The following is a 12,651-nucleotide window of genomic DNA, read 5'->3' as shown; positions in this document are numbered from 1 at the left end:
GGGGCGCTTTAACTTTGATTGCCTCCCGCCCAAACCCCGCTATAGAGGGTAGGGGAGGTCGCGGATAATGAAACTGTACGAAATCGGCCAGGAGCCGGAGGAACTGGGCGCACAGAAGCCCTTGTTCGGCGACGACCGGACGTTGATCCGCGCCGGCCTGATCATCGGCGCGGTAATCTGCCTGTGGAAGCTCTACATCGCCGTGACGGCCAATGTCATCTGGGAAGAGGGGCATTTCGCCGTGTCCGGACTCTATCCGGCGCTCGGCTATCCCGACATTCCCGCCGGCTTCCCTCTGTTGTCGCGATTGGTGACGGTGATCTTCGGGCTCGACGTCCTGCCGCTGCGTATCTTGTCGCTGCTGATCGCCACGGCCATTCCCTTCGCCATCTGGTTCATGGCGCGACCGGTGGTTCCGGCGCGCGAGGCCATCTGGGCCGCCATCCTGTCGCTGTTGATTCCGCCCCTGTCGATGTCGGGGACCATCTTCTATCCGGAAGGCCTGCTGCAACTGCTGCTGGCCCTGATGCTGGGATGCCTGTTGCGGGCGTTCAAGACCGACGAATGGAAGTGGTGGCTGCTGACCGGCCTGTGCGGCGCGCTGGGTCTGTTCGTACACTTCCGCTTTCTGTTTCCCGGCGCGGGCATCGTGTTGTTCGCCCTGCTGACGCCCGCCGGGCGCAAGCTGTGGATGCGACCGAAGTTCTGGGCCACGGGCGGCGTGGCTGCCTTGGGGTTTGTCCCGTCGCTGCTGTACAACGTCTTCAACGACTGGCCCGCCATCGCCTTCCACGTCACCAATCGTCCCGTCTGGCGGCCCGAACTGAAGCTGATGACGGCCTTCCTCAATCAGCAGATCGGGCTGGTCTCGCCGGTCTTCTTCGTCGGTCTGGCCTTCGCGGCAAAAAAGCTGGTGTGGGATCAACGACGCAAGGCTATCGCCCTGCTGGGCATCGTCGGGGCCTTCATCTTCGGCTTCTATTTCCTGCAGTCGCCCGCCAATGCGCAGATCATGCCGCACTGGCCGTTTCTGGCTTATGTGCCGCTGGTGGCCGGTCTGCCCGGCGTGCTGATCGGCTTTGTCGATCGCGCCAAGTCGTTCAATGGCCGTCGTATTCGGCAGGTCTTGCTGGCGCTCGGTCCCGTGCTGGCGCTGGCCACCGGCATCGGCATCACTGTCTACGAATATGCCTGGGCCAACACGGCGAAACTGCCGTGGCAGTGGCGGGCGCTGAACTTCATGCGTAATGAAAACTGGACCGTGCTGCACCCGACGCTTACCGAAGCCGAGGCTGTGGCGCGTCAGCGCTTCGGTCCGCAGGTCGCTGTCGCCGTGTCGGGCCACGTCCCCGCCGTGCGGCTGGAGTTCCCCAACCGGCCGACGCGCGCCTTCTATACGCTGGGCGAGCCCTATGACCGCTTCTCGCGTTTCGGCACCGCGCGCCAGGCGTGGGCCCTCGGTTTCGACGACCTCATCACGGCGCAGGCCGGCAAGGGCGTGGTGCTGGTCCTGCCCGAGCCCAGCTATCTCTACCATCAGCCGGAAGAACTGAAATTCCGCAACACCCTGTGTCGGCGCTTCGATCAGATCAAGCTGCATAGGCGCGTCGAACTGCCGCCGGGGCGCAATGTGGTGGCCTTTTATACGGCGCGTGTGCGCAAGGACGCCGTGACGCCGGCCGCCGCTGTTCCCTGCGCCCTGTTGCCGGAACTCTATATCGCTCAGCCGCCGCGCGGGCAGTTCCTCGATGGCGCGGCCGAGACCAACTATTTCGGCATCGCCGCCGATGCGCAGGGTGTGACCAAGGTCGATGTCCTGATCGACGGCAAGCCGGTGACGCCGGGCAATTACGGCCTCGATCCGGAAGGCTTCAAGACGCCCTCCGAACTGAGCTACGATCCCCACTGGCCGAAGCTGCAATTCGATTTCCGGCTGGACAAGGCCGGGCTGAAACCGGGGCCGCACACCCTGTCGCTGCGCGCCACGCGCACCGACGGCACGACGGTCGAGGGCGGGGCGAAGACCATTTACGTCAAGGAGTAGTGTTCGATTCCGAATACAGCTATGCTGCGCAAAAAAAAGGGAGGCTACGGTGGGGGTCAAACGACCGACATCCTTCGATATCGCGGCATTGGCGGGCGTGTCCCAGGCGACGGTGTCGCGCGCGCTTAGCCATTCCGCGGCCGTGTCCGAAGATGTGCGCAAACGCGTTTTCGAGGCGGCGCAGCAGCTCAACTATACGGTCGACGTCAATGCGCGGAAGCTGCGGTCGAAGAAGATCAACACCATAGCCGTGCTGATCTCCGAAGACCTCGATCAGGACAATCCGATCAATCCCTTCTTCGTGCCGTTGCTGGGGGCGATCCTCAAATATGCCGCGCACAAGGGCTACGACGTCCTGACCTCGCTGCAGCAGCAGAGCGAAAGCTGGAGCAATGATTACGGCTTTGCACGCCGCGCCGACGGCCTGATCCTGCTGGGGTACAAGGACTATGACGACTATGTACGCAAGGCGGAAGGGCTGAGCGAGATCGGTGAGCCCTGGGTCGTCTGGGGGCTGGTCAAGCCGGGCGCCGGACACAGCGTCGGCTCGGATAATGCGCAGGGGGCCTATGAGGCCGTGTCGCATCTGACCCGGCTGGGGCGGCGGCGCATCGCCTTTCTGGGCGAAGCTTCGTCCAGCCATCCGGAATTCCGCGACCGCTATGACGGCTATGCGCGGGCCCTGCGGGAAAATGGGCTGAGCATCGATGACGGGCTGCTGGCCGACTGTTTCATTTCGCGCGAAGACGGGGCAGCGGCGGTCGAGAGACTGCTGAGCGGCGGGGCGGATTTCGACGCGGTGTTTGCGACGGCTGACCTGCCGGCCATCGGGGCGATGCAGGCCCTTCAGAAACATGGCCGCCGCGTGCCGCAGGACGTGTCGGTGATCGGTTTCGACGACCTGTGGGCGGCGGCCTGCACGACTCCGGCGCTGAGCACGGTGCGTCAGGACACAACGGCGGCGGCGATTGCGCTGGTCGACGCGCTGGATCGCATGATCGCTGACGAGCCGGTGGAACCGGTGCGCGTGCCGACACGACTGATTATCCGCGAGAGCTGCGGGGGATAACCCGTTCATACCTCCCTGGCTATGCCGGGGAGGGGGACCGCGGCTGCGAAGCAGGCGGGGTGGTGGGGTATCTTGCGATGTATCCGCCAGTTCAGCCGTTTGAAATTTAGAAAGACCCCCCCCCACCACATCTCACCGCCTTTGGCGGCTCGTGCGGTCCACCTCCCCAACGAGTTGGGGAGGTATGAAACAGGCAAAAAAATGACCCCGTGCGACGGGAGATGGCGCAACGGGGTCACAAAAGTCAGGTTGAGAAGAAACCATTCCAGGGCTGAAATGGTGGTTCCGCACGTTGCCACGGGCAGAAGCGGTGTCAGGGTGTTTCGTCCTTATGTTTCCCTGCGAAATCGATTGATCATATGCCTGAGCGCTTTTCTGGAGGCGCGCTGAGCCCGATCGTGAAACCGGTCTAGGTCGGGGCAGGGACGGCGGCAATCTGAATACGTATTCACCGCCTTGTGTCCGGTTCTGAATACGTATGCAGCCGATCTTGCCTGGTTCCTGTGCTAGGCCATCGTCAAACAGAACAGGGAGACAGAGACGATGACAGCGCCCGCAAATCTATTTAGCTTGGCCGTTCCATTACTGATGGGGCTTGCCATGACTACCGCCACGATCGGATGGGCGCCGCCCGCCGTTGCCGCCGCCGAAACCCTCGATCCCGCCTACAGTCAGGCCACCGGTCTGGCCGTCATCGCCGAGGCGGAATCGCCGAACAAGGTGATCGCGGTCAAGGTGCTGCTCGATAATGACGGACGCCTGTCCTACGCCATTGCGCGCAAGGGCCATGAGATCATCGCCCCGTCGCGCCTCGGTTTCATCCTCGCCGATCAGCCCAAGCTCGACCGCAACTTCACCGTCGAAAAGACGGCGACCTCGACCTTTGACGAGACGTGGGAGCAGCCGTGGGGCGAATGGAAGACCATCCGCGACACTCACAACGAACTGCGCGTCGATGTGGTGCAAAAGAAGTACGACAATCGCCGCATGACGGTGGTGTTCCGACTGTTCGACGATGGTTTCGGCTTCCGTTACGAGTTCCCCGATCAGCCGCAACTGAAAACGCTGAAGATCATCGACGAACTGACCGAGTTCGCGGTGAGCGACAAGGCGACGGCCTTCTGGAACGTTGCCGGCGAATGGAACCGCGAAGAATACATCATCCAGAAGACCCCGCTGGCCGAGGTGGCCGAGGCGCAGACGCCGCTGACGCTGAAGACCGATAACGGCCTCTACATGAGCCTCCACGAGGCCGCGCTGGTCGATTATGCCGCCATCTGGATGCGCCGGGTCGACGGTCAAAGGCTGAAGACGCGGCTGGCTCCGTCCTCGATCGGGCCGAACGTGGTGCGCGATGCGCCGTTCCCGACGCCGTGGCGCATGGTCATCGTCACCGACAACGCCCCGGGCCTCTATCATTCGCACATCCTGCTCAATCTCAATGAGCCGAGCAAACTGGGCGATGTGAGCTGGGTCAAGCCGTTTAAATATGTCGGCATCTGGTGGGACATGCACCTGGGGACCAAGACCTGGGAAGCCGGACCGAAACACGGGGCGACGACGGAATATACCAGGAAATATATCGACTTCGCCGCCAAGCATGGCTTCCGCGGCGTTCTGGTCGAAGGGTGGAACAAAGGCTGGGAAGACTGGTTCGCCACCGGCGACCTGTTCAGCTTCACCGAAGCCTATCCGGATTTCGACCTGCCGGCGCTGTCGGCCTATGCCAAAAAGAAGGGCGTGCATCTGGTCGGCCACCACGAAACGGGCGGCAATGCGGCGCACTATGAGCCGCGGATGGACGGCGGCTTTGCCCTCTACCAGAAGAACGGCGTCGATGCGGTGAAGACCGGCTATGTCGCCGATGGCGGCGGGGCCAAGGTGATGGGCGCGGATGGCAAGCCCTACTACACCTGGAACGATTCTCAGGACATGGTGCGCCACTTCCAGAAGGTGACCGAGACGGCGGCTAAATACCATATCGCCATCAACACCCATGAGCCGATCAAGGACACCGGTCTGCGCCGCACCTATCCCAACTGGGTGTCGCGCGAAGGCCAGCGCGGCATGGAGTTCAATGCGTGGGGCAATCCGCCCAACCCGCCGGAGCACGAGGCCAATCTGATCTTCACGCGCATGCTGACCGGACCGATGGACTTTACGCCGGGCGTGCTGTCCCTGCAGGGCAACGGCAAGCCGATCTATTCGACCAAGGCCAAACAACTGGCGCTTTATGTCGCCCTCTATTCGCCGATCCATATGGCGGCCGACCTGATCGAAAACTACGAGAAGGAGATGCCGGCGTTTCAGTTCATCAAGGACGTGCCGACCGACTGGGCCGATACGAAGATGCTGAACGGCGAACCCGGCGACTATGCGACCCTGGTGCGCCTCGATAAGAACAGCCGCGACTGGTATCTGGGAGCGGTGACGGATGAAGCGGCGCGCCGCCTCGATATAGCGCTCGACTTCCTTGAGCCGGGCAGGACCTATGAGGCGCAGATCTATCGCGATGGCGATGACGCCGATTATCGCACGGACAAGCGGCATTCGATGGTCATCGAAAAGCGCAAGGTGACGGCTAAGGACCGCCTGACGCTGAAACTGGCGCCCGGCGGCGGTCAGGCCATCCGTTTCAAGGCGTTGTGACCATGCGTGCCTTTATTGCGATCCTCGCGATCCTGACGCTTACCGTGCCGGTGGGCGCAGGGGCCGCCCACCGCCCTGATCCTGTGCCGGCGCAGATTGTCAGGGGCACCCCCGACGTGCCGCACGGGCGGCTCGATAAATACGAAGCCTTTGCCTCGCGTTTCGTCAGCGCGCGCAATGTCTGGGTATGGGTGCCCGAAGGGTATGATCCCAGGGGGCCGCGCCTGCCGGTCATCTATATGCACGACGGGCAGAACCTGTTTGAGACGTCCACCGCCTATGGCGGCCAGGAATGGGGCATAGACGAGGCCCTGAGCGCCATGGGGCAGAAGGTGATCGTCGTCGGCGTGTGGAATTCCCCTACGCGTTATGCCGACTACTTCCCGCAGAAGCTGGCGGCCTATCTGCCGCCGGAGATGCGCGCACAGGTGACGGATATGGCCAAGGGCGAGCTTAAGGCCGACGACTATCTGCGCTTTCTGGTCAGCGAGTTGAAGCCCTTTATCGACCGTACCTATCGCACGCGCACCGACGCTGCCCACACCAGCATCATGGGCTCCAGCATGGGCGGGCTGATCTCGCTCTATGCGCTGGGCGAGTATCCGCAGGTCTTCGGGCGGGCGGCCTGCGTCTCGATCCACTGGCCGCTGATGGCGCCACCGACGACGCCTGAGGCGCGTGAGGCGGCGGCTGATGCCACGGCGCAGGCGTGGGAGGCGTGGTTGCGCACGGCGCATTTCGACCCGAAGCGCCAACGGCTCTATATGGACCACGGCACCCGCGATCTCGATTCCAACTACCGGCCCTACAGCCAGAAGATGGAGACGGTGCTGCCGCGCTATGGCTGGGTGGAAGGGCGCAACTGGCGGGCTTCGGTGTTTGAGGGTACGACGCACAACGAAGCCGACTGGCGGGCGCGGGTGGATATTCCGCTGGGTTTCCTGCTGGCGCCGTAGTTACCTTTTTCTCCCTGCTTGCGCAGGGGCTCTGAAAGGCCGATATGAAACCGCACAGGAGAAGTTTCATGTCCGTGTCCCCAAGCCCGATTACCGTCGATATCTGGTCCGATCTGATCTGTCCCTTCTGCTGGATCGGCAAGCGCCACTTTGAGGCTGCGCTGGAAGGCTTTGAGGGTAAGCATCAGGTGACGGTGCGCCATCACGCCTTCCGGCTGGGCCCGGATGCCCCGGTCGCGCCGGTGGGGCAGATGTTGCAGCAGAAGTACGGTCTGACGCCGGACCAGGCCCAACAGAATCAGTCGCGGGTAGAGCAGATGGCCGCTGCCGCCGGGCTCAATATGAAGCTCGACGGAACGCTGTACGGCGATACGCTGAAGGCGCATCGGCTGGTGAAATTCGCGCAGGACAAGGGGCTGGCGGCCGAGGCGGTCGAGCGGCTTTATCGCGCCTATTTCGCCGAAACGCAGTCCCTGTTCGACGAAGCAAGCCTCGGTGCTCTGGCGGTCGAGATCGGACTGGATCGTGCAGAGGTCGAGGCGTTTCTGAAGACCGATCGTTATGCCGATACGGTGCTGGAGGAACAGGAATTCATCACCGCGCGCGGCGTGCAGGGCGTGCCGTTCTTTGTTGTGAACGACCGCTATGCGGTGTCGGGGGCTCAGCCGGTTGAGGGCTTTACGCAGGTGCTGAACCGGGCGTGGGACGATCTGCCGACCGAAGTGAAGGCCGGCCCGACGTGCGATGACGGTGTATGTCGCTAATCCCTTCTCCCCGCGGGCGGGGAGAAGGGACTACTTCACCAGCGCGGTCACCTTCGGATCGGCGGCGACCCACAGATCCACCACCATCTTGCCGAAATAGTCCGAGCCCTTGGGGCCGAGATGCGTGTAGTCGAAGGCCTGAGCCGTACCCTGACCTTGCGACGCATCGGTGAATTTGGCGGGGACCGTCGTGCCGGTCGGTGCGGCGTCGAGCACGTTCTGCGGCACGGGTTGTCCGGCCAGAGTCAGGGACTCGGCGATGCCCATTTCCTGTACCTTGGCCTGACCTTCGGCGTAGAGATCGACCAGAGTCGTGTCGGTGCTGCGCGCGATCAGGCGCGTCACCTGCGCCCAGGGGAGCAGATCGCTCTTGAGCTTGCCATCGCGGAAATGACGTTGGGTCAGCGGCGTGACCAGCACCGGCACGGCGCCGGCCTTTTTCACATCCCGCACGTAACCGCGGATATTGGGACCGAACTCGGTCTCGATGTCGGTATGGCGTTCAGGGCGCGACGAGCCGTCATTGTGCCCGAACTGGATCAGGACGTAGGTCTTCGAGAAGGACGTGTCGGCCAGTTGCTCGGTGATCTTGTCCCACAGGCCTTCGACGCGATAGCTCTTGGACGAGCGGCCACCACGCGCGGCGTTGACGCAGGTGACTTCGGGCTTGAACTGCGCGCAGAAGCCTTTGCCGTAGCCCGACTTGTCGGTCATGGTCGAGTCGCCGACCAGAATGACGCGGACGGGGCGGGTATCGGCCGGTTTTGCGGGCGCGGCGAAGGCTGGAACGCTCAGGATAGAGGCGATGGCAAGCGCGGAGACAAGGGCACGACGCAGCATTGGGTAACTCCCCGAATTATGGATTGATTGTCCATGACCATATACGATCAATTTTGATTGTAAAAATAAATCGGCCTCGCGTTGGATTTTGTACCGCCGGCGACATATATAAGCGCAAACCTTTGCTGCACCGATCTTCCCCAAAAGAGTCCTCATGAACGCGCCTGCTCCCATGCCTAAGCCGAAAGGCAAGGCCTCCGACACTATTGCCTTCCTAAAGCCCTATCTGTGGCCGGATGGCCGGGCGGACCTCAAGACGCAGGTGGTGTGGGCGCTGCTGGCCATGCTGGTGGGCAAACTGCTGACCATCGCCACGCCCTTCGCCTATAAGTGGGCGACCAACGCCTTTGCGCCGGACGCCGCAGCGGGCAAGACCGATGTGCTGACTTTGGTGCTCGTTTCGCCGGTGATCATGGTGCTGGCCTATGGCGTGGCGCGCATGATGTCGCAGATATTCAACAATATCCGCGACGCCATGTTCGCCGGTGTGGGGCAGCACGCCGTGCGCGGTCTGTCGAATCGCGCCTTCAACCATCTGCATAATCTGTCGTTGCGCTTCCACCTGCAACGCCGCACGGGCGGTCTGTCGCGCGTGATCGAGCGCGGCAAGACCGGGATTGAGACCATCATCCGCCTGACCATGATGGTCGGCATCCCGACGGTGGTGGAGTTCGTGCTGACCGCCGGCGCACTGGGGTGGCAGTTCGACCTGATCTATGTCGCGGTCGTCGCCGCGACGGTCGTGGTCTATGTGTGGTTCTCCATCGTCGCCTCCAACATGCGTATCGCCATCCGTAAGGAGATGAACGAGGCCGATTCTGATTCGATGTCTAAGGCCGTGGATTCGCTGTTGAATTTCGAAACGGTCAAATATTTCGGCAACGAGCCGCTTGAGCGCACGCGCTACGACCGCGCCACCGCAGCCTATGAGAAGGCGGCGATCAAGACCTATACGTCTCTGGCCTGGCTCAATATCGGTCAGGCGGTGATCTTCTCGATCGGCATGACCATCGTCATGCTGATGTCGGCCTATGAGGTGATCAACGGCACCAAGACGCTGGGTCACTTCGTGCTGGTCAACGCCTTCATGATGCAACTGGCCATTCCGCTGAACTTCATCGGCACGCTGTACCGCGAAATCTCGACCGGTCTGGTGGACATGGAAGCCATGTTCAAGCTGCTGGACGAACCGCAGGAAGTGGTCGACACGTCGGATGCGCCGGACCTCAAGGTGGCGCAGGGGGCGGTGTCCTTCAAGGATGTGGTCTTTTCCTACGACGCCGATCGCCCGATCCTGAAAGGCGTGTCGTTCGAGGTGCCGGCGGGCAAGACCGTGGCCATTGTCGGCCCGTCAGGTGCCGGTAAATCGACCATTTCACGCCTGCTGTTCCGCTTCTACGACATCAAGGGCGGCTCGATCGAAATCGACGGGCAGGACATCCGTCACGTCAATCAGGCGTCCCTGCGCAAGGTCATCGGCATGGTGCCGCAGGACACGGTGCTGTTCAACGACACCATCGCCTACAATATCGGCTATGGCCGTTACGGTGCGTCGCGTGAAGAGGTCGAGGCCGCCGCCGATCAGGCGCAGATTTCGGGCTTCATCGCCTCCCTGCCGCAGGGCTACGACACCGAGGTGGGCGAGCGTGGGCTGAAGCTGTCGGGGGGTGAAAAGCAGCGCGTGGCCATTGCGCGCACGCTGCTGAAATCGCCGCCGATCCTGATTCTCGATGAGGCAACCTCGGCGCTGGATACCCATACCGAGCGTGAGATTCAGGCGGCGCTGGATGAGGTGTCGCAGAATCGCACGACGCTGGTCATCGCGCACCGCCTTTCGACCGTCGTGGGTGCCGATGAGATTCTCGTGCTCAAGGACGGGCTGGTGGCCGAACGCGGCAATCACGCCGAACTGATGAAGCTCAAGGGGCTCTATTTCGGCATGTGGGAACGCCAGAAGGCCGCCGACGCCGCTCGCGACCAATTGGCCAAGGCGTTGGAGGCCGAAGAACCGGCGGAATGATTCTTCTCCTCCCTGTCGCGCAGCGATGGGGAGGTGGCAGGCTGCGAAGCAGGCTGACGGAAGGGGCGTAGCAGATATATCTGCTGCGAACACCGAACGGCAAATCAGGGTTTGATTTTTTGAGCCTGACGGAGTCATCCCCCTCCGTCGTTTCGCTAAAGCTCAACGCCACCTCCCCATTGCTCCGCAAAAGGGAGGAGGGAGCCATGCTTATGCCGACGTCCAGCCGCCGTCGATGGATTGCAGCGCGCCGGTGATCGACCTGGCCGCATCCGAAGACAGGAAGACAACCAGTTCGGCGATGTCGTCGGTTTCGACGAATTTCTTGGTCGGCTGGGCCGCCAGAAGAACGTCCTTGATCACCTGTTCCTCGGTGAGGCCGCGGGCCTTGGCCGTGTCGGGGATCTGCTTTTCGACCAGAGGCGTCAGCACATAGCCGGGGCATATGGCGTTGCAGGTCACGCCGTGCTCGGCCCCTTCCAGCGCCACCGTCTTGGTCAGGCCGGCAATGCCGTGCTTGGCCGCGACATAGGCCGCCTTGAACGGCGAGGCGACGAGGGCATGGGCCGAGGCGATATTGACGATGCGGCCCCAGCCGCGATCCTTCATACCCTTGAAGCTGAGGCGCGTGGTGTGGAACGCCGCCGACAGGTTCAGGGCAATGATGGCGTTCCATTTATCGACCGGGAAGTCCTCGATCGGCGAGACGTACTGGATGCCGGCATTGTTGACCAGAATATCCGGCCCGCCCAGCTTTTGCGTCGTTTCCGCGATCAGACCCTCGATGGCCTCGACCTTGGTCAGGTCGGCGCCGTTGAAAGCCACCTCGACGCCGAATTCCGCCGCCATGTCGGCACGCAGCTTTTCGATCTCCGCAGGATCGCCCATACCGTTCAGCATAACCTTCGCCCCTTTGGAGGCCAGCTTGCGCGCGATGGCCAGTCCGATACCGGACGTCGAGCCGGTCACGAGCGCGGTTTTGCCTGTCAGCATGGGAAATCTCCTATTCTTTTGGGGTGTCGTCTTCGGTCTTGGGCGGGACGGAGGCGCTGAGGGCCTGCTGACCGCATTGCTCGACGAAATTCATCGTGGCGCGGGTCTGGTTCTGACCGTATTTGACGCAGGTCTTGGCCCACTGGCTTTGCAGTTCGCGCAGTTCCGCCGTATCGCGCGTCTGAGCCGCCTGCTGCATCAGGGACAGGGCGTCGCGCGTGAAGTCGGTGGTTTCCTGCGCGTAGCGGTGGGACGAGGCCGAGATCATTTCGATCAGATTGACCAGACTGCGCGCCGCCAGTTGCTGCTGCGCGCCCATCATTTTCAGGCCCTGCTCGAACGGTGAATGGGGTTTGGTCATGGCGTCGGTCTCCCCTGCATGAATACGCTTTTGAGACATGATAAGCGCATTTCTCTTTACGTAGCCAGAGGTTATTTACCGTCTTTGTGCGCCGCAATAAAGACCGAAATGGGGCCAGTAACCCGCGTAGAGCGCATCCTCAAAAGTATCTGGCGGTTTTTGCTCAGGAAGCGCGACCACTTAGTATGACAGCTTTTTAACACCGTGGCCTCTTCACAGGATCGGCGGCACGCTTTAGTAAGATTGGATACAAGGTTAGGCAGGGCGTTCAGCAAATGACCAAGGTACTGATTGTCGAAGACGATGTCGAAGCGGCCCTGACCATGCAGAAGGGTCTGGGCGAACAAGGCTTCGATTCCATGGTGACGCACGACGGCGAGGCGGGTCTGAAAGCCCTGCGCGACGGTGAATTCGACGTTGTGGTGCTCGACCGCATGATGCCCGGTCTCGACGGCGTGTCGATGCTGGAAATCGCGCGTTCCGAAGGGATCGACGTGCCGGTGCTGTTCCTCAGCGCCCTGGGCGAACTCGAAGACCGCGTCTATGGCCTCAAGGCCGGGGCCGACGACTATCTGGTCAAGCCCTATGCGCTGGTCGAGCTGGTGGCGCGTCTTGAAGCGCTGCTGCGGCGCAAGGAAAACGGCGCGGTGGAAACCACGCTGCGCGTCGGCGACCTCGAAATGAACCTGATCACCCGGGTGGTAAAGCGCGGCAACAGCGAGATCGACCTGCAACCGCGTGAGTTTCAGCTTCTGGAATTCCTGATGCGCCATGTGGGTCAGAGCGTGACGCGCACCATGCTGCTGGAAAAGGTCTGGGCCTATCATTTCGACCCGCAGACCAATGTCATCGACGTGCACATTTCCCGCCTGCGCGCCAAGCTGGACAAGGGCTTCGACCGCCCGATGCTGCATACAGTGCGCGGCGAAGGCTATCAGCTCAAGCCGTAAAAACA

General features: G+C 62.1%; 10 protein-coding genes. 7 read left to right on the top strand and 3 right to left on the bottom strand.

Annotated elements, in window-relative coordinates:
* Positions 1–67: 67 nt before the first annotated feature.
* From LH365_RS12160 to LH365_RS12140, 5 genes are all read left to right on the top strand, one after another.
* Complete coding sequence (locus LH365_RS12160; protein ID WP_226743899.1) at positions 68–2,044, top strand: glycosyltransferase family 39 protein; 1,977 nt, start codon at positions 68–70, stop codon at positions 2,042–2,044.
* A gap of 49 nt (positions 2,045–2,093) precedes the next feature.
* Complete coding sequence (locus LH365_RS12155) at positions 2,094–3,113, top strand: LacI family DNA-binding transcriptional regulator (RefSeq protein ID WP_226743898.1); 1,020 nt, start codon at positions 2,094–2,096, stop codon at positions 3,111–3,113.
* Positions 3,114–3,713: 600 nt separating this feature from the next.
* The gene (locus LH365_RS12150) at positions 3,714–5,762 is read left to right on the top strand and encodes a glycoside hydrolase family 97 protein (protein WP_226743897.1); all 2,049 of its coding nucleotides are present in this window, start codon (positions 3,714–3,716) and stop codon (positions 5,760–5,762) included.
* Between the two features lie 2 nt (positions 5,763–5,764).
* Positions 5,765–6,718: an alpha/beta hydrolase gene (locus LH365_RS12145; protein ID WP_226743896.1), complete on the top strand. Its 954-nt coding sequence runs from the start codon at positions 5,765–5,767 to the stop codon at positions 6,716–6,718.
* A 68-nt stretch (positions 6,719–6,786) separates the two neighbouring features.
* Positions 6,787–7,482: a DsbA family oxidoreductase gene (locus tag LH365_RS12140; RefSeq protein WP_226743895.1), complete on the top strand. Its 696-nt coding sequence runs from the start codon at positions 6,787–6,789 to the stop codon at positions 7,480–7,482.
* Positions 7,483–7,512: 30 nt separating this feature from the next.
* Here LH365_RS12140 and LH365_RS12135 read toward each other — a convergent pair whose 3' ends face one another.
* A complete protein-coding gene (locus tag LH365_RS12135) occupies positions 7,513–8,322 on the bottom strand; it encodes a rhamnogalacturonan acetylesterase (protein ID WP_226743894.1) in 810 nt (269 codons plus the stop codon).
* A gap of 154 nt (positions 8,323–8,476) precedes the next feature.
* Between LH365_RS12135 and LH365_RS12130 the strand changes: the two genes are divergently transcribed.
* Entirely contained in the window at positions 8,477–10,342 is a 1,866-nt protein-coding gene (locus LH365_RS12130; RefSeq protein WP_226743893.1) for an ABC transporter ATP-binding protein/permease, read from the top strand.
* Positions 10,343–10,552: 210 nt separating this feature from the next.
* Here LH365_RS12130 and LH365_RS12125 read toward each other — a convergent pair whose 3' ends face one another.
* Positions 10,553–11,335: a 3-hydroxybutyrate dehydrogenase gene (locus LH365_RS12125; RefSeq protein WP_226743892.1), complete on the bottom strand. Its 783-nt coding sequence runs from the start codon at positions 11,333–11,335 to the stop codon at positions 10,553–10,555.
* A gap of 10 nt (positions 11,336–11,345) precedes the next feature.
* On the bottom strand, positions 11,346–11,696 hold the full coding sequence (locus LH365_RS12120) for a phasin (protein ID WP_226743891.1): 351 nt from the start codon (positions 11,694–11,696) through the stop codon (positions 11,346–11,348).
* 275 nt (positions 11,697–11,971) lie between these two features.
* Here LH365_RS12120 and LH365_RS12115 point away from each other — a divergent pair, with 275 nt between their 5' ends.
* Positions 11,972–12,646, top strand: a complete 675-nt coding sequence (locus tag LH365_RS12115; RefSeq protein WP_226743890.1) for a response regulator transcription factor — start codon at positions 11,972–11,974, stop codon at positions 12,644–12,646.
* Positions 12,647–12,651: the final 5 nt, after the last annotated feature.

Source organism: Asticcacaulis sp. AND118 (genome assembly GCF_020535245.1).
Taxonomy (GTDB): domain Bacteria; phylum Pseudomonadota; class Alphaproteobacteria; order Caulobacterales; family Caulobacteraceae; genus Asticcacaulis.
This window is presented reverse-complemented; position numbering and strand designations above follow the sequence as displayed.